The organism is Vibrio satsumensis, from assembly GCF_050337435.1.
GTDB classification, from domain to species: Bacteria; Pseudomonadota; Gammaproteobacteria; order Enterobacterales; family Vibrionaceae; genus Vibrio; species Vibrio satsumensis.
Window position 1 is genome coordinate 21069 of sequence record NZ_JAKJSX010000007.1, and the last position, 20611, is coordinate 41679.

Genomic DNA, 20611 nt, shown 5'->3' on the forward strand with positions numbered 1-20611 from the left:
CTAAGAGCAAAGTAAGCCAATAGTTGGGATTCAAAAACGAAAAGTGTGATACTTAGGCCAAGAATTTACTAAAAGATCTTATAGTCTTGCCGATACAAAGATTATCGTCGACATAGAGCTACAAAAAAGCATGAGGAGTGCTCAGTGGATTTAGCAACCCTAATAGGTTTGATTGGTGGATTTGCCTTTGTAATCATGGCAATGATCCTAGGTGGAAGCCTCGGGATGTTCTATGACACGACATCCATTTTGATCGTAGTTGGTGGCTCAACCTTTGTTGTTCTAATGAAGTTCACCATGGGACAGTTCTTTGGTGCTACTAAAATTGCTGGCAAAGCATTCATGTTTAAAGCCGATGAACCTGAAGATCTTATCGCTAAAGTGGTAGAGATGGCGGATGCAGCGCGTAAAGGTGGCTTCTTAGCATTGGAAGAGATGGAAATCAGCAACAGCTTCATGCAAAAAGGTATCGACCTGTTGGTAGATGGCCATGATGGTGATGTGGTGCGTGCTGCATTGCAAAAAGATATCGCATTAACCACAGAGCGTCACGAACAGGGCGCGAAAGTGTTCTCTGCATTTGGTGATGTTGCTCCTGCGATGGGTATGATTGGTACTTTGGTTGGTCTGGTTGCCATGCTTTCGAACATGGATGATCCTAAAGCGATCGGTCCTGCGATGGCGGTAGCACTTTTGACCACCCTGTACGGTGCGATTCTTTCGAACATGGTGTTCTTTCCTATTGCTGATAAGCTTGCGCTACGTCGTGACCAAGAGACACTTAACCGCCGTCTGGTTATGGATGGTGTGCTGGCGATTCAAGATGGTCAGAACCCACGAGTTATTGATGGTTACCTCAAGAGCTACCTAAACGAAGGTAAGCGGACTATTGATGGTGAACCCGCGTAAGAGGAGTTTAAGATGGATGAAGATAATCCATGTAAATGTCCTCCTCCGGGGTTACCTCAATGGATGGGGACATTTGCTGACTTGATGTCACTGCTGATGTGTTTCTTCGTACTGCTGCTCTCATTTTCTGAGATGGACGTACTGAAGTTCAAACAGATCGCTGGCTCGATGAAATTTGCGTTTGGTGTACAAAACCGCTTGGAAGTGAAAGACATTCCTAAAGGCACTAGCATCATTGCACAAGAGTTTCGCCCTGGTCGCCCAGAGCCGACACCGATTGATGTGATCATGCAGCAGACGATTGATATTACGCAGCAAACGCTTGAGTTTCATGAAGGTGAATCTGAACGTGCTGGTGGTACCATGCGTGACCAAGGCAAGATGACCGGAGGCAAGTCGCCAGAGGTCTCGACTCACGACAATCAAAACTCTGAGTCAGACCAACAGCAACAGCAAGCCGAAGCTCAATCGCAAGAGATGGAAACCTTGATGGAAAGCATCAAGAAGGCGTTGGAGCGAGAGATCGACCAAGGCGCGATTGAGGTGGAAAACCTTGGCCAGCAGATTGTGATTCGAATTCGTGAAAAAGGCGCGTTCCCATCAGGTTCCGCTTTCTTACAACCTAAGTTCCGACCATTGGTGAGACAGGTTGCTGAGTTGGTGAAAGATGTTCCGGGTATCGTTCGAATCTCAGGGCACACCGATAACCAACGTCTTGATTCAGAGCTTTATCGCTCTAATTGGGACTTGTCATCACAGCGAGCGGTGTCTGTTGCTCAAGAGATGGAAAAGGTACGCGGTTTCTCTCATCAACGCTTGAGAGTACGTGGCATGGCCGATACCGAGCCAGTAGAGCCGAATGACACTGAATGGCAACGTAGCCTCAACCGCCGCGTTGAAATCAGCATCATGCAGGGCGAACCGCTTTACAGTGACGAAGTGCCTGTTATTAATGAATAGCCGATACGTGTGCACAAGGTAGCATCCAGATAACATCGAAAGCCCAACCTTATAATGAGGTTGGGCTTTTTGTTTGTAGGTCTTTCACCATGCTCTTTGCTGAATTTATGTTGTTTCGAAACCTGCTACTTTTAATAACAAGCGGTTTAATGATGGTGTTACAGCAAGCACTCTTTTCCTTGCTTCACTTTCTCATGTATAATTCGCGCCCTTAGATTTAGATATGATCTATTCTTGCTTCAAGTGCTGTGTAAATTCTCTAATTTACTTGGCGATGAGCGTTCTCAAAATTTTGAACATTAATGTTGTGAAAGTACTATGAAATTTATTGTTAAGCCCCATCCGGAAATTTTTGTAAAAAGTGAATCGGTGCGTAAGCGCTTCACAAGGATTCTAGAGTGCAACATTCGTAACGTTATTCAACGTCGCTGTGAAAGTGTTGCGGTATTCAACCGTCGCGATCATATCGAAGTGACGTCTGAGAGTGACCAGTACTACGCAGAAGTGTTAGAGGCTCTGACTCACACTCCAGGTATTCACCACTCTCTTGAAGTTCAACAGTCTGAGTTTAAAGACTTGCACGATATTTACGAGCAAGTACTAGAACGCAGCCGTGCTGACATTGAAGGCAAGACTTTCTCTGTTCGAGCTAAGCGTCGTGGTAAGCATGACTTTACCTCTATTGAACTTGAACGCTACGTAGGCGGCGGCCTAAACCAAGCAGTTGAGTCAGCTAAAGTTCGACTTAAGAACCCTGAGGTAACCGTTAAAGTTGAAGTGGCTAACGATAAGTTAAACCAAGTTCTAGCTCGCCACAAAGGCCTAGGTGGTTTCCCTCTTGGTACCCAAGAAGATCTACTAAGCTTGATCTCTGGCGGCTTTGATTCTGGTGTTTCAAGCTACCTGCACATCAAACGTGGCTCTAAGGTTCACTACTGTTTCTTTAACCTTGGTGGCCCAGCGCACGAGATTGGCGTTAAGCAAGTGGCTCACTACCTATGGAATAAATACGGCTCATCTGCAAAGGTGAAGTTCATTTCTGTAGACTTTGAACCAGTGGTTGCTGAAATTCTTGAGAACGTAGAAGACGGCCAAATGGGCGTTGTTCTTAAGCGTATGTTCATGCGTGCTGGTGGTATGGTTGCAGAGCGCTTCGGTATTGAAGCTCTAGTAACGGGTGAAGCACTTGGTCAGGTTTCTAGCCAAACGCTAACTAACCTTCGCCACATCGACAACGTGACAGATACTTTGATCCTTCGTCCGCTTATCAACTGGGATAAAGAAGACATCATTGACCTTTCTCGTATCATCGGTACTGAAGACTTCGCTAAAGTAATGCCTGAGTACTGTGGTGTTATCTCTAAGAAGCCAACAGTGAAAGCGAAGAAAGGCAAACTAGAAGCAGAAGAAGCTAAGTTTAACTTTGAAGTGCTGGATCAAGTGATCGAGAACGCTCGTGTTATGGATATCCGTGACATCGAGAAAGAGAGCCAAGAGCAAGCGCCTGAAGTTGAACAAGTTCAAGCTGTTGCTGAGCACGCTATCGTTCTTGATATCCGTAGCCCAGAAGAAGAAGACGAAAGCCCACTAGAGATCGAGGGTGTTGAAATTAAACACATCCCATTCTTCAAGCTTTCGACTCAGTTTGGCGACCTAGACCAAGCGAAAGAGTACTTGCTGTACTGTGACCGTGGTGTAATGAGCCGTCTACAGGCGCTTTACCTACAAGAGCAAGGCTTCCATAACGTTAAGGTTTATCGCCCATAGCGGTGCATTGGCCAACCGTTAATCATTTTGCCAAGCCGCTTACTGAAAAGTAAGCGGCTTTTTTATTTTCTATTGTGAATGATTTACAGTAGTCAGACAGAGGCGTGAGTTTGGGCGTGCTATCGTCATGCTCAGCTTTAAAATTTTTACTGATAGAAAGAGTAAGCTCTAAACGGGTTTATAAGTACCGAAGAAGTGTGAGTATCTTGAAGTATTCTGTTACTTTTTAGTGCAACTCAATGGTGCTATCTGTATGTGTTCAGTTGATTATTTGAGTGGGTGTCTGATTCTGTGATTAGCGATGAAAAATAATAAAGATTAATTAGTACAGCTATTGATAAACTTGTTGTTACATTTCTTTGCACATAAAAAAACACCGCCCATAAGGCGGTGTAAACAAATTTGACAGACAGGTCAAAATAAATACAGGAAGTACATGCCTCGTTTCAGTATAGAACTGCAACAAAACATTTGGTAGAACTCTACCCAACTCGAAAAGAACGAGTTTGCAAACACAACATCGCAGGAGCTAAGCCAATTGATTCTAGAGAGAATCAAGCCGTTCAGGCTAGCTGCTGCGGGATGAAATATAGAATTTCTCTGGCCGCTAGGCAATGGACAAATTATAATGTTTCAGATAAAAAAAACTAATGCTTATTTAGAGAGTAACTATGTCTCGTCGATTACCCCCATTAAACTCGCTAAGAGTGTTTGAAGCAGCTGCTCGACACTTGAGTTTTACGCGTGCCGCAGAAGAGTTGTTTGTTACTCAAGCGGCGGTTAGCCATCAGATCAAAGCGCTTGAAGAGTTCTTATCTTTGAAGCTGTTTCGCCGAAGAAACCGCTCTTTGCTGCTGACTGAAGAAGGCCAAAGCTACTTCTTGGATATCAAAGATATTTTCACATCACTGGCAGAAGCGACAGACAAAGTGCTGGAGCGAAGTGAGAAGGGCGCATTGACCATCAGTTTACCGCCTAGTTTTGCTATTCAATGGTTGGTGCCAAGGCTCGCTGACTTTAATCAGCAAGAACCTGATATTGATGTAAGAATCAAAGCCGTTGATATGGATGAAGGCTCGCTGACCGATGATGTAGACGTGGCTATTTACTATGGTCGAGGTAACTGGCCGGGGCTTAGAGCCGATAAGCTTTACCAAGAATACTTGATCCCTCTTTGCTCACCTTCTGTGCTGCTAGGAGCTAAACCATTAGAATCTCTCAGTGATCTAGCATGCCATACGCTATTGCATGATACCTCTCGAAAGGATTGGAAACAGTTTGCTAAGCAAAATGGCATCGACGGGGTTAACGTTAATCACGGTCCTATCTTCAGTCATTCAACCATGGTGTTGCAGGCAGCAGCTCACGGCCAGGGTATTGCACTGGGTAATAACGTGTTGGCGCAACCTGAAATCGAAGCGGGTCGTTTGATTGCGCCTTTCGACGAAGTGTTGGTGAGTAAGAACGCCTTCTATGTGGTTTGTCATGAGAAGCAAGCCGATATGGGCCGTATCGCTACTTTCCGTGATTGGATGCTGGCGAAAGCGCAAAGCGAACAAGAGGACTTACTCGATGAATAACCTCATCATTGATGGTGAAGACAATCCTATCACCTTTATCTTTGCTCATGGTGCTGGCGCAGGCATGGATCATGAGTTTATGCAGTCGGTAGCCAAAGGATTAGCCTTTAAAGGGATACGAGTTATCCGCTTTAATTTCCCTTACATGATCAAGCGTGCTGAAGATGGTAAGCGTCGTCCACCTGACAGAGCACCTAAGCTACTTGAAGCCTACCAAGAGGTTATTGAGCAGGTTGATGCCGATAAGCTTGTGATTGGTGGTAAGTCGATGGGAGGGCGTATGGCGAGCCATTTGTCTGAAGTTGATAAGGTGGCCGCCATGGCGTGTTTAGGCTTTCCTTTTCATCCTCCTGGTAAACCAGATAAGTATAAAGGTGAACACTTAGCTGAGTTGCAAAAGCCGTGTCTGATTTTACAGGGTGAGCGCGACACTTTTGGTAAGCGTGAAGAGTTTGCTGACTTTGATCTGTCTGATTCTATTCGTGTTGAATTTATTCCCGATGGCGACCACAGCTTTAAGCCTCGTAAGAGCTCCGGTTACACAGAGCAGCAGAATATTGCGTTAACCGTTGAGAAGTTGTCGGCGTTTATCAAAGAGGTGCTCAATGAGAAGTAAGTCTTTACTTACGTTTTCCGGCATTTCTGGCGCGATAGCAGTAATGCTTGGTGCCTTCGCGGCTCACGGTTTGAAAGCTATTTTACCTGAGTATCTGCTAGGTGTGTTTGAGACCGGAGTTCAATACCAGTTTATCCATACTCTGGCGATATTGGCGTGTGGCGCTCTGCTACAGATGAAACTTGGCGCTAAATCACAAAAATATTTTTTCATTGCGGCAATTTGCTTTATCATCGGCATCCTTTGTTTTAGTGGCAGCCTTTATGGCTTGGCACTGACAGGAATAAAATGGTTTGGCCCTATCACTCCGTTTGGTGGTCTACTATTTATCATTGGTTGGGGAGTCTTCTCCTTCGCTGCTTTGAATATAAAAGAGGTAACTCAGTGAAACACGTACTACTTTATTGTCGCTCTGGTTTTGAAAAAGAATGTGCTGGCGAAATTCAAGACAAGGCAACACAACTGGAAGTGTTTGGTTTTCCTCGCCTAAAGAACAATACAGGCTTTGTATTGTTTGAATGTTACCAAGCAGGTGAAGCGGACAAGTTGATCAAAGAGATCGATTTCCAATCACTGATCTTTGCTCGTCAAATGCTGGCAGTGGCTGTTGAAATTAAAGACTTGCCAACTGATGACCGTATTTCTCCAATTCTTGAGGCGCTTTCTGATAAAGAAGGTTTCCCTCGTTGTGGTGATATCCGTATCGAAACGCCAGATACTAACGAAGCAAAAGAGCTTTTGAAGTTCTGCCGTAAGTTTACTGTGCCGATGCGTCAAGCGATGCGTGGCAAAGGCCTGATGACAGCGAAAGATAATGCTAAGAAGCCTGTGCTTCATTTATGCTTCATCGCTCCGGGTCACTGTTTTGTTGGTTACTCTTACCCAACCAATAACTCACAGTTCTTTATGGGTATCCCTCGTCTGAAATTCCCATCAGATGCACCAAGCCGTTCTACATTGAAGCTAGAAGAAGCATTCCACGTATTCATCCCTCGTGATGAGTGGGACGAGCGTCTGGCTCCAGGTATGTGGGGTGTTGACTTAGGTGCGTGTCCAGGTGGTTGGACTTACCAATTGGTTAAGCGTTCGATGTTCGTTCACTGTGTTGATAACGGCATGATGGCAGACAGCCTAATGGAAACGGGTCAAATTAAGCACCACATGGTAGATGGCTTTAAGTTTGAACCAGATCGTAAGAACGTAACTTGGATTATCTGTGACATGGTTGAGAAACCAGCTCGTGTTGCACACCTTATGGGTGAGTGGATCATCAAAGGTTGGGCGAAAGAAGCATTATTCAACCTTAAACTGCCAATGAAAGGCCGTTACGATGAAGTACTGCAAGATATCGAGAACCTAAAAGTGTTCCTTATTGAGAACAAAGTGAAGTTTAAGATGCAGGCTAAGCACCTTTATCATGATCGCGAAGAGATCACGGTTCACATTCAGGCGCTTTCAAACATCTCACCGCACTAATATTTACGTTAGCGTGTCAGTGAAAAAAATGCTCCTTTAAGGAGCATTTTTTATATCAATATCGTCGAGTCACAGCGAGTTAAACTTTCGCTTCGTAACGAATGTCTTGCAGGTTGAATCCAAGATCAATATCGGTTTTGAGTGCAGAGACTTGCTTACACACACGTGCTGATTCAATGTGTTCATCAAACTTCTTACGATATTTCTTCGGTAAGTCTTCCGCCTGAAAGGCCGCTTCGATATCCGGGTAAGTGGTTAAGATTTCTTTTGCAGCTTTTGGTCCTATACCTGGAATCCCCGGTACTTGGCTAGAGCTCACACCGGTTAAGCCCCAGTAATCTGCAAGCTGCTCAGGTTTAACGCCAAACTCAGCTTCGATAAAGGGTTTGTCTAGCCAGCGGTGTTGGAAGTAATCTCGGATCTGCAGAGTGGGTGATAGCAGTTGGCAATACCCTTTGTCTGTCGAGATGATGGTGACGGTTTCTCCGTGGTCTGCCACTTTCTTGGCCAGTGTTGCGACTAGATCATCTGCTTCATCGCCATCAGACAGCAGTGAATCAATGCCTAACTCCCACCAAGCCTGTTGGATAGCATCAAGGCCTTTCATCAATGGTTCTGGCATTGGCTTACGGTTCTGTTTATAAGCTGGTAGTACTTCAGCGCGCCATCCTCGGTCTTGTAAGTGATGATCAAAAACCGCGATGATGTGGGTTGGCTTTGATTCAGTCAGAATCTTATTGAGAGTGCGAGTAGTGGTGGTGATAGTTCTTGCTATATCGGTTGGGTCCGGCTGAACAGAGTGCACGCGTCGGATGAGGTTTAAGGCATCGATAATAACAAGATGGATAGACATAAGTTTCCACTAAATAGGCAATAAAAAAGGGGCTGCTAGCCCCTTATAGTAACGTATCACTTGGTGAGTTGAAACGTTAGCGACGTAAACGTCATAACCTGATTAACTTTATGTCTGCCAATTGGTTATCACTCACTTAGTTACTCGTTAATGAGTGTGCTTAATCGTTTGGTGCGATTTTATAGCAAGGCACGTAGTCCGTACCGCCCGGTAGCTTCATTCGATGTTGCTCAACAAAATCGTTTAGCAGTTGGTCCATTTTGGTCATTAGCTCTTTGTCGCCATCAATTAGGAATGGGCCGTGCTTCTCGATCTCCAGAATCCCTTCAGCTTTGACGTTACCCGCCACAATGCCAGAGAACGCTTTACGTAAATTAGCGGCTAGGCTCTCTGTTTTTTGGTCCATATGAAGATCAAGCGCCGCCATAGATTCGTGTGTTGGATCGAATGGCAGTTGGAACTCAGGCTCAATATGCAGTGACCAGTTGTAGCTGTAGGCATCGCCAGTCTCTTTACGGTGAGAGCGCACATCTGGCATCGCTTGTTTCATGATTTTCGCAGCGCGTGCTGGGTCATCAATCACGATTTCATAATGTTTCTGTGCATCAGGCCCTAGAGTTTCACCAATGAACTTATCGATCGAGCGGAAGTAAGCTTCACTCTCTTTCGAGCCAGTTAGGACAATCGGCATTGGCTGCTCGGCGTTATTCGGGTGCATCATGATCCCTAAGATATACAGCAGCTCTTCGGCCGTGCCTGGGCCGCCTGGGAAAATGATGATGCCATGCGCCATACGAACGAATGCCTCAAGACGCTTCTCGATATCTGGCATGATCACCAGTTCGTTTACTATCGGGTTTGGTGGCTCAGCGGCAATGATTGAAGGCTCTGTCAGCCCTAAGTAACGATGATCAGTATAACGTTGCTTAGCGTGACCAATAGCCGCGCCTTTCATTGGCCCTTCCATCGCACCCGGTCCACAACCGGTACAGATGTTCAGCTCACGTAGGCCCAGTTCATTACCCACTTCGCGAGTGTACTGGTATTCAGTGGCATTAATTGAGTGGCCACCCCAGCACACGATCAGGTTAGGCTCGATGCCCGGCGTAAGTGCGCCTGCATTCCTCAGAATACCAAATACGAGGTTGGTAATGTGAGTGGCATTAGTCAGGTTGAGCCTTTGGTTATCTGCGAGGTGCATGTTGACGTAAACAATGTCACGCAGCACTGAAAATAGGTGTTCTTGGATACCCTTGATGATCTCACCATCGACAAAGGCATGCTCTGGTGGGTTGCTCAGCTCGAGTTTGATACCACGCTCACGTCGCACTACCTCAACATCAAACGATTGATACTTGTCGAGTAGCTCTTTGGAGTTGTCGGTGTGGCTACCTGAGTTGAGTACCGCTAACGTACAGTTACGATACAGTTGGTATAGATCACTAGACGCGGTTTTCTTAAGACGCTCAACCTCAAGTTGAGAGAGTAAATCCATGCTACCGGCAGGGCTGATATGAGTGATCATAGTGCCTCCTTGTTGAAAAGAGCAGAGGACGTTGAAGTGACCCTCTGGCTCGAGAGTGAGAAGCAAACGTTGAAAGTGTTTGGTTAAAGGTGGGGGAGAGTTAACCAGACGAAACGGATACGACAGCGTTGCTTGCCAAGAATGCTTGTTAAGCGAATGTTAATCATTAGCTTAGCAAACATTGAGGGAAATGGTATGTGATAAGTATTTGAAAAAATGAAATAAATTAAATCTAGGGCTGGCCTAGTGCCAAACAAGTTGGTTATTACCGCGTTGTTTTGCTTTATTTAGTGTTGTATTGAGTCGCTCTAACACTTCTTCAGGTGTATCTGACTCTTTAAACTGAGTACTTGCCGCGCATAAAGTAATCGTGATTTGTTGGTCACGGAACTTAAAGGGTAAGCGGCTTACTTGAGTTTGAATGTTTTGAATCACTTGGTGACAATATTCATCGGTTTGCTCTGGCAATAGTAAGACAAATTCTTCACCTGAAAAACGCGCCACAGTATCGGTCGTGCCTGCTTCTTTGGTGATGGTTCTTGCGATGATCTTAAGCGCTTTATCGCCGGCGGTATAACCAAAGCTATCGTTAATGGCTTTGAAGTTGTCGATGTCCAGAAGTACTACGCGCAGTGAGTGTTGTGCGCGGATCCAGCGGCGATACTCAAGCTCTAAGCGATCAGTGAAAGCGGTACGATTGTAAACCTTCGTAAGAGGGTCAAGCAGCATACGCTGAGCCTGATCTTCCAAACGCTTACGGTAATCTTGGGTGACTTCATAGAGTGAATCTAACTGAGTTTTTCCGTAACTCATTCTCTCTATTAGAGCTTGTTCTTTTTGCTCTGCGTGGTTCAGTCTTTCCGAAAGAGAAGCGATTTCACTGAGTAGCGGGTTAATTGACCGTTTTAAACTATCAATATCCTTGGCTTTCTCTACTGAATTCTGGCTCTTAGCGACAAGTTCATTTAACTCAGAGTTAAGCCCTTGGCGGTGCTCAAAGTAGCTTTGGCTCTGGTCGGCATTTTGGTCTGCCGTTTTGATGCTGGAAGCTAGAGAGGAATTAAGCTGATCGATAAACTGTTCAGACTTCTTGCGCTCTAGGTTGGTGCCTTCAATAACCAGTTTGAGGATCTGAAGTGTCAGCTCAAGTAGGTTTTGTGTGGAAACCCCAAGTAGTAGCTTAGCTCTAATATCAGTAAGCAAATCCCCCGATTCACCCTCAAAATCGAGTTCAGTAATCAGGTGTTGTAATTCGTTTGACAGGTCGGAAAGAAGTTCCTGTTCCGGAGAATGCGTAGCATCGGCAAAATGAGTGCGTGAGTTGTTCGCCATAATCTTAATGGCACGCTCATAAATACCGAGTAGTTTCATGGCATGGTCAACTTTCTGACTGCCATTGCATTCGGAGAAGCTAAGTAAGTTTCGTAGGTCGCGTTTTAGCTGTGCTGGAAGGCCAGTTATGCGTTGCAGCGTTTCCCCACTGTGCTTAATGCTATCGTCCAGATATCCGTTCTGTTTATCCATAGCCAACGTTTTCTGCTTAAGCATCCTTTCTAATACTGCCAGCTTTGGGATCATCGAGCTAATGTCTTTTTGCTTTTCTAGCTCTTCCCTAAGGGCAATGAGGTTTTCATCTAAATGGCTGTTACTGCCAACACATGCATCACTCAAAGATGTGACGATACGCTTTAGAACTTTTTGTTCTCTAAGAAATTTGAACGAGGTGTCTCTTTGCGCCAAACGAACTTGCTCCAACTGAAATTTCAGCTGGTGGAGTTGCGCCTGAATGTCTTTTTCAAGAATGCCCATAGATGTATTAATTAGCGCCGCGTAGACCGATCTCGATCATTTTGATGAAATTCCGTTAAATCAATAATAACAAAACTAAAAATAAGGTCACGACTTGCCGCTCTTAACCGCTCGCAAATCAGTCATCTTTTAGCATTTTTTTGATGTTGTCCTCATTCTGGTACGATGATTGTATTTTTATTAGCCCTTGATTAATCGCATGTTTACAGGCTTCTCTTATATTACCCGTTGCAAGGCTCGCTGCGGGTGCATTATCGATAGCTTTTAGATATACCCATTGGCTACTGCGCTCTTTGAGACTGATCTCACGGGCTAGGTTAGTCGACATTAATAACACATCGAGCAGCTCTTGATCGTTGATCGCGGTGTAAGCTCGTGGCAAGAATGGGTAGTCAGCGATGCCCATACGAATTGTTCGGTTGATATTACGTTTCGGTTCAAAGTCGGTAATCCACGATTGAATCTTTTTAAACATCGCCTCGGGTGATGAATCTCGGTCTGAGTTAGGTTCGATGTAAAGCAGGTTTGCGTCTGAGAAGTGATAGACACGAGCAGGGCCTTCAAGCTTCTCTTTCAAGAACTCTCCAAAAGCATCTTCTAACTCCAGACCCGCTTTATAGCCATTCTGCGTATACATGTTACGTAGGAAAGGTAAGTCAATCATCACGAAGCGCAGACGGTCATTCAATGGTTCATGAATGAGCTCGCCAAGTTGCCACTGTTCGAAGGTTTGGCTGGTTTGTTCTAGTGAGTTGGACAGCTTGGCATTCAGCATTCTGAGATTGGGCAGCTTAGAGCGTGAGTGTGTAAACAGGTCTGTTCGCAGTGAGTCGACTTCTTTAGCCAAGGTTTGAATGAGGTAGCCACGGCGTAGCACAAAGAAGAATAAGATAATGCTGAACAAAAATAGGGCGAACGATATCTTTTGGAACTTACGATGTTCCAGCTTGTACTTTTCTAGTTCTTGGGCTTGTCCTGCATAGTGAAGAGTTTGCTCAGCGAACTCTTTCTGTTGGCGGAAAGCATCTTCACCAACGCGGTTCAGCTTTTGTTGCTCTAAAGAAACCAAACTGTTGTATTGCTTAAGGTTCTCTAAAGCCTGTTGCGATTTTCCTGCTTGCTCATAGCCTAAAGAGAGTAAGTAGTACGAACGCTGCGAAAGGCGCATGTTCTCAACCTGACGCGAGATCTCCAGTGCGCGAGTGGCATGTTTGATCACATCCTCACTCTGCTGAAGGTGATAAGCGAGCCCGGCAGAGAGCAATGCAGCACGACCTTCTAGCTTGGGAATATCCGTATATTCAAGCAGTTCAAGGGCGCGTGTTAGGTATTGTTCTGCCAATGGGTAGTTGTAAAGACGCAGATAGGTTGCCGATAAACTTAGGCGAATATCAATGACTTGATGGATATCTCGGTCAGTACTCTCGTGATCAAGAACGTTGAAGAAGTGCACAAGGGCAAGGTTGTATTTTCCTTGATAGAAATACACGTCACCCATTTTCTTGAGCACTTGCGCTAAGACAGGAGAGTTTTCAAAGTTATCATAAAAATCAGCAGCTTGAGAAAGGTGCTCTAGTGCTTTATCTAGTACTTGTCGCTCAAAGAAAAGCTGTGCCAAGAGGCGGTTTACTTTAGCCAAACGAGAGCTCAAGTTGCCTTCTACCGACTTCCAATAGCCATACAACAACTCAGATAGCGCGTGATTGTACTCTTTATGGTTCAGGTAAAACTCACCGACCGAGATGTGGTAATCGATGGTCACTTTTTCAGAGTAACGTTGGTCGAGATAGGTCTTCGCTTCTTGGTAGTACTTTTCCGCTTCATCGATCTTGTTATCGTAAGAGGCGATATCGGCTTTCAGCATGATCAAGCGGTAGGTGATGCCTTCCGTCAGACGTAAGGTTTTATTCACCGATTCTAGGTTTGTTTCAATATTGGCGAGATCTGCCTTTGCTTTGGCGGATTTTCTGTCACTTAGCCAAAGTAAGCGTACTTTTAGGATCTCGAGATCCAGTTTGAGGTACTCAAGCTTATAGGTTTTCGCGAGCTCAGAGGCTTTGTCGATGTGCTGAATCGCAATACGAATGTTACCAAGGTTGTACTCGGCTTTCGCTAAGATCTTGTAGGCATCGATGCTGCTGTTTGGCGTTCGAATCGAAGAGTCTGTCTCTTCGCGAGAAATCGCCGAAGGGCTTTTCTCGCGTTGATCAGAAAGGACACGAAGCGTTAGGTAGCTGTTGGCCATTTGTTTTGCTTGGCTCGGCTCGATCTCAACCAGGTTATTGGCTTCATTGAGCAGCGCCGATGAATAGACCGATGCATTAACCGATGTGCTTAAGCTTAAAATAAATAGGCTAACGACGTATAACCAACGCATTTCAATGTCCCTTTAAAGATGAGGTAGTTCCAATAAGTGTGTGTCTTGAGCCTATTATTGGCGAGCCATACGCTTGTTGTGGCTTGGTCTATCTTGCTCTGTTGAACGGTATGGGTTGATATCCAGACCACCACGACGCGTGTAACGTGCGAATACGGTGAGCTTCGATGGGCCACAGTATTTCATGATGTCAGTGAAGATACGTTCAACACATTGTTCGTGGAATTCGTTGTGCTCACGGAAAGAAACTAAATAGCGTAGCAGAGCTTCACGGTCAATTTGCTTACCTGAATATGCGATCTCAACGCTGCCCCAGTCCGGTTGGTTGGTGATTAAGCAGTTCGACTTCAATAGGTGGCTGTGCAGTGTTTCTTCCACTTCTTGTTCGCCAGCAGCGCCTTCAAGCAGTGATGCTTCAAAGTCATAGCTGGTGATTTGGATGTCTTGATTGTCGATACAGTCACCTTCCATCGTTACGATAGGTTGGTTGGTGTAGTCGGTTACTGAGTTTACATTCACAATGACGGTTTCGCCTGCACATGCTGACAAATCTTGGGTCAATCGCTCAGTTACTTGTTCCCAGTTTTCGAATTGAGTCTGGTTGTAGCTGTTTAGGTACAGCTTGAAAGATTTTGATTCAATTAAGCTTGGACTCGTTGCTGGGATGAAAACTTCACCCACGGCCACTTGTGGTAGGCCATTAGTGTTTAGCCACGAAAGTTCGTACATCGTCCAAATATCATGACCAACAAAAGGTAGTTCACCGTTTAGCGCAAGATCATCACGATTCAGGCTACGAGGTACTGGTTGCAATAAACTTGCATCGTATTGGTTAGAGTACTCAGTTTTTTGGCCTAGGGTTAAACCCGCTAGCTCTTTTGCGTCAGAATATTTGCTCATACTTTCGTTTCAAATTCGATTAGAATGGGGTCGATTTTACTGAATCCCCATTACCCTGTCATTAAGTCATCGCTTAATCGGCTCGGAAAGGGCTTGGATTCTATTTATTATTTTGTGTTTAGGAGATTTTCATGACTCAACGTGCTCAAGACGCACTACTTTCTTTTAGTCAGCGATACGTTGACGCTTGGCAACAGCAACACCAAAGCTTACCTCGCAATGAGGAGTTGGTGGACGTGGTATCGCCATGTGTAGAAGAAAAGAGCGGCGATGCCGTGTTATGGAAGCACTATCCACGTGAGCAATTCGCGGATTTCACCAACGTTGAAACTGGTATTGAGTTGACGCTGCACGAAGACATCAAAACCTTCTACGGTACGCAATACAGCGCAGACATGAACGCGACCTTCGACGGTAATGAACTGACTCTATTACAGATTTGGAGTGATGAAGACTTCGAATGTCTACAAGAAAACATTTTGGGTCATCTAGTGACTCAGCGTCGTCTAAAGCTAAAACCAACGGTTTTCATTGCCGCGACCGATGCAGAGCTAGACGTTATCTCTATCTGTAACCTAACGGGTAACGTGATTTTGGAGCGCTTAGGCACCAAAAACCGTGATGTATTAGCCGAGACATTGGCCGAATTTTTAGAAAAGCTACAACCAGCGGTATAAATAGATGTACGTACTAGAACTTCAATTTGAGTGTTTTGATAACACAACGGTAAGCGCTGTCGACAAGGCTGTTAATGGCTTAATGGATGCACTTCGTTATAACGGGCAAGTGTTGGGTCGTGAGTTTCCTATCGTGATGGGCGACGGCGAATTTTATGTTCGCGTTGTCTGCCCAGAGCAAGACAGCTTACACCCGCGTAACCATTCAGATTTCGTAAAAGTGTGTTTTGATCGCTTGTCTAACGCGAGCCTGCTTGCGCCAAAAATGCGATTGCTTGGTCGAGATCTTAACTCTGAAGAAGTAGCAGAAGACGAAGCGCCTAGCTGGCAGGTATTGTACACGACGTTCGTTCATACCTGTTCACCGCTACGTAGTGGCGACAGTTTGTTGCCGATCCCTCTGTACCGCAACCCGCCAACCTTCAATGGTGACCATAAAGCCGTGTTGAAATGGCAGACCGAATGGCAAGCTTGTGATGAAGTCCAAATGGGTGGTGGCTGTCGTGCTGAACACGCAACTCTGACTGAGATCAGTGATACCAAAAGTGTGTTGTTCAAACGCGGTTGGGGCTTAAGAGGACGCATTGAATATCTCACGAAGATCCCGACTTATTACTACTTGTACCGCGTGGGTGGCATCAGCTTAAAAGCTGAAAAAGAGCGTAAATGTCCGCAATGTGGTGGCGAATGGCTGCTAGATGCGCCGATCCACGATATTTTCTATTTCAAGTGTGATGACTGCCGTCTGGTATCAAACATCTCTTGGGATCATCTTAAATAACTCCTAATCCCTAACTTCTAAAGCTTAATTAGCGATTCAAGGTATCGAAGTGTTGATCAATACTTCGATACTTATTCCTCGGTTTTCTTCCTGCTAGCTTCTCGTCTGTTTCTCTTTCCCGTTCTCTTTTTTAACCTCCATATTGAGCATTAATCAGTATTGGGCTTTGCCAATATTGTCGAACCTATTCAGCTCTTAAATGCACACATTCTGTGCTGTATGTCTCTCTCTGTAGTGCTCATGTATTCACCAAAATAATTCTACACCCATCAACTTTTGATCATTTCAATAGTTAACTGGATCACAGTAATCAATCAGTTCTCTTTCAATTTATATTCCTCTCAATATAAATGGGATCGATCCCATGGGAATGTTCCCATTTATAAAAATAACGTAATTCTAGATCTTAAAGGAATGGACGATGAAACTGTTACCTATTGCTGCTGCACTCTCTACTGTTTTACTTGCACCTAATTTATACGCTGATGAAACCACGCCATTGGAGTTTAATGGCTACATGCGCGGCGGCGTTGGCCTGAGTAATGAAGGCGGTTCAAATAGTAAATGGGAGGTAAGTAAAGTTGGCCGACTCGGCAACGAAAATGACCTGTATGGCGAGTTTGGTTTTAGAAAAGAAGTGTATGCTGAGGACGACGTTTCATTTTTAGTTGATTCCATGTTGTCGTACTGGCAAGGCCAAGATGAGAACGCGGCGGATAAAAGCGTTGATGTAGTTCAACTCAATGTTCAAGCGGTAGGGCTTTTTGAAGATAAAGATATTGGCATTTGGGCGGGTGAGCGCTACTACCAACGCCATGATGTACACATCGTTGATAACTACTACTGGGATGTCAGTGGTATTGGTGCGGGGGTTGAACACATCAATATGGGCCCTGGTAAATTATCGGTGGCTTTGATTCAAGATACGGTTACAGGTGATGTGTTTGATGGCAAAGAAACCACAGCTATGATTGCTGATATACGTTATGCGGGTATTCCATTGTGGAACAATGCAGACCTTGAGGTCGGTATTGATATGAACTTCGCCAATGAAAAGCAGGGTCAAACGGTCGATGCGGATGACAGCGTAATGCTAACGGCAAGCTTGAATCAAAATCTTTCAGGTGGCTTCAACAAAACTATTCTACAGGTTGCTAACTCTGGTTATGCCGAGCAGATGACGACTTTTGGGACAGGTAAAGGCATCGTTCGTGATGCCAACAACAATGACGCCGATGGCTTCCGATTGATTAACTGGGGCGTGCTTGCGATCGGTGAGAACATCGAGTTTGGCCACACTGTCCGTTATGCTGCTTCAACCGGTGTTGGCGCCAATAATAGTGATGATGACTCTTTCAGTGCGGTAATTCGTCCGCTTTATAAGTGGGACAAGCGCATGCGTACCATTCTTGAAATTGGTGGTTTTGTTGAAACTATCGATAACAAAGATGGTGCGGGTGGTAAATTCACAATCGCTCAGGCTTGGGTTCCACAAGTGGGTTTCTGGTCTCGTCCCGAGTTCCGTATCTTTGCCACTTACCTAAATGATGCTGAAAATGACAATGCTTTCGGTGAAGGTAAGAACAGTGAAATGAGTGTCGGTATGCAAGTGGAAGCTTGGTGGTAAGCCGAGCCTTTCTAACGAAATTCGGTACATAAAAACTGCCGTAAATAAAAAAGGGGCTGACGTTATGTCAGCCCCTTCGGGTATCTATACGATGCTGAAAAGTTTAGGTGATTACCAACCTTTAACTACGCCACCTTGGAAGATATCAGAAGCTGCGTTGTACACTTCTTCAGTTTGGTAAGCTTTAACGAAGTTCTGTACGTTTTCAGCGTTTAGGTTGTCTTCACGAGAAACGATTAGGTTTACGTAAGGAGAATCTTTGTCTTCAACGAAGATACCGTCTTTTTGTGGAGTCAGGTTGATAGAGCTTGCGTAAGTTGTGTTGATGATAGAAAGCGCTACATCATCAAGAGAACGTGGCAGTTGTGCTGCGTCTAGTTCAACAATCGTTAGGTTTTTAGGGTTCTTAACGATGTCACGAACTGTTGCTAGAAGACCAGCACCTTCACGAAGCTCAAGAAGACCTTGTTGCTCAAGAAGCAGTAGAGAACGACCTAGGTTTGTTGGATCGTTTGGTACCGCAATACGAGCACCGTCTTGGATTTCGTCGACAGATTTCACTTCTTTAGAGTAACCAGCGATAGGGTAAACAAACGTGTTACCAGCGATAGTCAGTTTGTAACCACGGTCAGCCACTTGCTGATCTAGGTACGGTGCGTGTTGGAATGCATTGATGTCGATAGAGCCATCATCCAGTGCCGCGTTTGGCGTTACGTAATCCGTAAAAGTAACCAGTTCAACGTCTAGGCCGTACTGCTCTTTTGCTACTTTCGCTGCAACTTCAGCAACCTGCGCTTCAGCACCTGCCATTACGCCAACTTTTACTTTAGAAGTATCAACTTCTTTATCACCACAACCTGCTAGTACTAGCGCTGATGCCGCTGCTGCGATAGTAAGTAAACCTTTAAGGCTAAATTTCATAATAATCTCCTTTTAATAAATCTATTTAATTTGGTTCAGACGACTCTTGTCTTAGAGAGTTTGCGTTTTAGCGCTGAGTCTTTATCTGTGGTCAACGCGGCGAACTAAGGAATCACCGATTGATTGAATAATTTGTACAAGCACAATCAACATCACTACCGTTACAGCCATGATGGTCACATCGTAACGGTGGAATCCGTAACGAATCGCGACATCACCTAGACCACCGCCACCAACCGTGCCCGCCATTGCTGAGTAGCTCACAAGTGTCACTAGCGTAATCGTTACTGAGTTGATAATAGTCGGTAGTGCTTCAGGAAGCAGAACCTTATTGATGATTTGTGTTGGTGTTGCGCCCATTGATTGAGCCGCTTCTACTAGACCTGTTGGTACTTCAAGTAGTGCACTTTCGATAAGTCGAGCCACAAATGGGATAGCACCAATCGTCAATGGAACAATCGCTGCTGTTGTGCCTATGAAGGTACCAATCAGCATCTTAGTTAGTGGGATAATCGCAACCATCAACACTAAGAAAGGCACTGAACGACCCACGTTCACAATCGCACCTAGAATCTTGTTTACTTTGGTGTTCTCTAACAGGCCACCTTTTTTAGTCGTGTGTAGAATCACGCCTAATGGAATACCGACAGCAAAGCCAACAATGCCCGCAACTGCAACCATGTAAAGCGTCTCGCCGGTTGCACCTAATAGAAGGTTACCGTTAAGGCTGATCCAGTCAGCAATCTCGTTGAAACTAAAGGACATAACCAAGCACCTCTACTTTTACATTGTTGTCGCGTAGGAATTGGATAGCAGCATTATCATCTGCTTCATTACCGAACAGTTCAGCAACCATCATGCCGAACTTCACGCCGCCGGCGTAATCAAGGTCAGAGCTTAGGATGCTGACATCGATATTGAATTTGCGTGCAATCTGAGTCATCAGCGGAGCATCAACCGTTGCGCCCGTAAACTCAAGACGTACCAACGGGTAACTGCTGTTTACGCGAGTCTCTTGCAGGCGTGCTTGGTAATCTTCAGGGATCGTCAGATCCAACGTTGAACGAATGAATTGATGCGCTAGTTCAGTTTTAGGGTGAGCAAAGATGTCACCAACTGTGCCTTTCTCTACCAATTCACCACCGCCAATGATCGCCACTTCGTGACAAATGCTTTTCACTACATCCATCTCGTGCGTAATAAGCAGGATAGTGATGTTCAGCTTGCGGTTGATTTCACGCAGTAGCTCAAGAATCGATTGAGTGGTCGCAGGATCCAATGCGCTGGTCGCTTCGTCACACAGCAGTACTTTCGGATCAGAGGCCAGTGCACGAGCAATCGCAACACGCTGCTTTTGACCGCCACTTAGGTTTGCCGGGTAGGTGTCTCGCTTATCCGCTAAGCCAACGAGTTCAAGTAACTCACTCACTTTTGCTTCAATAATCGCTTTATCTTTACCAGCAAGTTCTAAAGGCAGTGCTACATTGTTAAATACAGTACGAGAAGACAGCAGGTTGAAGTGCTGGAATATCATGCCGATGTTACGGCGCGCTTCGCTAAGTTCTGATTTGCTGAGTTTTGTTAGGTCGATACCGTCAACAATCACTTCACCAGAGGTCGGTGCTTCCAACATATTTACACAGCGGATTAGGGTACTTTTGCCTGCACCTGAAGAGCCGATGACTCCAAAGATTTGACCTTGAGGAATGTGGAGGTTGATATCAATTAAGGCATTGATTTCTTTAGTACCTTGATAAAAAACCTTGTTGACTTGATTCACTTTAATCATAGAGAAACCCGTGCAGGTAGAACAGAATAATATGTCGATAGCTC

At 45.1% G+C, this 20611-nt stretch carries 18 protein-coding genes; 10 read left to right on the forward strand and 8 right to left on the reverse strand.

Features of this window, described 5'->3' with window-relative positions:
• Positions 1-144: 144 nt before the first annotated feature.
• From pomA to rlmM, 7 genes are all read left to right on the forward strand, one after another.
• Positions 145-909 (forward strand): flagellar motor protein PomA, encoded by a 765-nt coding sequence (pomA, locus tag L4C44_RS09340; protein ID WP_004734406.1) that lies wholly within the window; start codon positions 145-147, stop codon positions 907-909.
• Between the two features lie 12 nt (positions 910-921).
• Positions 922-1869, forward strand: a complete 948-nt coding sequence (locus L4C44_RS09345; RefSeq protein WP_285954297.1) for a flagellar motor protein MotB — start codon at positions 922-924, stop codon at positions 1867-1869.
• 318 nt (positions 1870-2187) lie between these two features.
• A complete protein-coding gene (thiI, locus tag L4C44_RS09350; protein WP_102393212.1) occupies positions 2188-3636 on the forward strand; it encodes a tRNA uracil 4-sulfurtransferase ThiI in 1449 nt (482 codons plus the stop codon).
• Between the two features lie 671 nt (positions 3637-4307).
• A complete protein-coding gene (locus L4C44_RS09355) occupies positions 4308-5216 on the forward strand; it encodes a transcriptional regulator GcvA (protein ID WP_060982558.1) in 909 nt (302 codons plus the stop codon).
• Positions 5209-5832 carry an alpha/beta fold hydrolase gene (locus L4C44_RS09360; RefSeq protein WP_146492071.1) on the forward strand — a complete coding sequence of 208 codons (624 nt, stop codon included), beginning with the start codon at positions 5209-5211 and terminating at the stop codon, positions 5830-5832. Before L4C44_RS09355 ends, L4C44_RS09360 begins: the two co-directional genes overlap by 8 nt.
• Positions 5822-6220 (forward strand): DUF423 domain-containing protein, encoded by a 399-nt coding sequence (locus tag L4C44_RS09365; RefSeq protein ID WP_146492072.1) that lies wholly within the window; start codon positions 5822-5824, stop codon positions 6218-6220. Before L4C44_RS09360 ends, L4C44_RS09365 begins: the two co-directional genes overlap by 11 nt.
• Complete coding sequence (gene rlmM / locus L4C44_RS09370) at positions 6217-7308, forward strand: 23S rRNA (cytidine(2498)-2'-O)-methyltransferase RlmM (RefSeq protein ID WP_146492073.1); 1092 nt, start codon at positions 6217-6219, stop codon at positions 7306-7308. Before L4C44_RS09365 ends, rlmM begins: the two co-directional genes overlap by 4 nt.
• 79 nt (positions 7309-7387) lie before the next feature.
• On the opposite strand, the gene xni is transcribed toward rlmM, so the two are convergent.
• From xni to queF, 5 genes are all read right to left on the reverse strand, one after another.
• The gene (gene xni, locus L4C44_RS09375) at positions 7388-8161 is read right to left on the reverse strand and encodes a flap endonuclease Xni (protein WP_146492074.1); all 774 of its coding nucleotides are present in this window, start codon (positions 8159-8161) and stop codon (positions 7388-7390) included.
• Between the two features lie 160 nt (positions 8162-8321).
• On the reverse strand, positions 8322-9686 hold the full coding sequence (gene ppnN, locus L4C44_RS09380; RefSeq protein ID WP_146492075.1) for a nucleotide 5'-monophosphate nucleosidase PpnN: 1365 nt from the start codon (positions 9684-9686) through the stop codon (positions 8322-8324).
• A 243-nt stretch (positions 9687-9929) separates the two neighbouring features.
• Positions 9930-11495 (reverse strand): sensor domain-containing diguanylate cyclase, encoded by a 1566-nt coding sequence (locus tag L4C44_RS09385; RefSeq protein WP_146492076.1) that lies wholly within the window; start codon positions 11493-11495, stop codon positions 9930-9932.
• A 118-nt stretch (positions 11496-11613) separates the two neighbouring features.
• Complete coding sequence (locus tag L4C44_RS09390) at positions 11614-13872, reverse strand: tetratricopeptide repeat protein (RefSeq protein WP_146492077.1); 2259 nt, start codon at positions 13870-13872, stop codon at positions 11614-11616.
• 54 nt (positions 13873-13926) lie between these two features.
• The gene (gene queF, locus L4C44_RS09395; protein WP_428804938.1) at positions 13927-14772 is read right to left on the reverse strand and encodes an NADPH-dependent 7-cyano-7-deazaguanine reductase QueF; all 846 of its coding nucleotides are present in this window, start codon (positions 14770-14772) and stop codon (positions 13927-13929) included.
• 131 nt (positions 14773-14903) lie between these two features.
• Here queF and syd point away from each other — a divergent pair, with 131 nt between their 5' ends.
• The 3 genes from syd to L4C44_RS09410 all read left to right on the forward strand — a co-directional run bounded on the left by syd (position 14904) and on the right by L4C44_RS09410 (position 17857).
• The gene (gene syd, locus L4C44_RS09400; protein ID WP_428804939.1) at positions 14904-15449 is read left to right on the forward strand and encodes a SecY-interacting protein; all 546 of its coding nucleotides are present in this window, start codon (positions 14904-14906) and stop codon (positions 15447-15449) included.
• Positions 15450-15453: 4 nt separating this feature from the next.
• Positions 15454-16230 (forward strand): Zn-ribbon-containing protein, encoded by a 777-nt coding sequence (locus tag L4C44_RS09405; protein WP_017630798.1) that lies wholly within the window; start codon positions 15454-15456, stop codon positions 16228-16230.
• A 421-nt stretch (positions 16231-16651) separates the two neighbouring features.
• Positions 16652-17857 (forward strand): carbohydrate porin, encoded by a 1206-nt coding sequence (locus L4C44_RS09410; RefSeq protein WP_428804940.1) that lies wholly within the window; start codon positions 16652-16654, stop codon positions 17855-17857.
• A gap of 111 nt (positions 17858-17968) precedes the next feature.
• Here the strand turns inward: L4C44_RS09410 and L4C44_RS09415 are convergent, their stop codons facing one another.
• The 3 genes from L4C44_RS09415 to metN form a co-directional block, all read right to left on the reverse strand.
• Positions 17969-18778 (reverse strand): MetQ/NlpA family lipoprotein, encoded by an 810-nt coding sequence (locus tag L4C44_RS09415; protein WP_428804941.1) that lies wholly within the window; start codon positions 18776-18778, stop codon positions 17969-17971.
• An 81-nt stretch (positions 18779-18859) separates the two neighbouring features.
• The gene (locus tag L4C44_RS09420; RefSeq protein WP_017060764.1) at positions 18860-19543 is read right to left on the reverse strand and encodes a methionine ABC transporter permease; all 684 of its coding nucleotides are present in this window, start codon (positions 19541-19543) and stop codon (positions 18860-18862) included.
• A complete protein-coding gene (gene metN, locus L4C44_RS09425; RefSeq protein WP_017060763.1) occupies positions 19533-20567 on the reverse strand; it encodes a methionine ABC transporter ATP-binding protein MetN in 1035 nt (344 codons plus the stop codon). Before metN ends, L4C44_RS09420 begins: the two co-directional genes overlap by 11 nt.
• Positions 20568-20611: the final 44 nt, after the last annotated feature.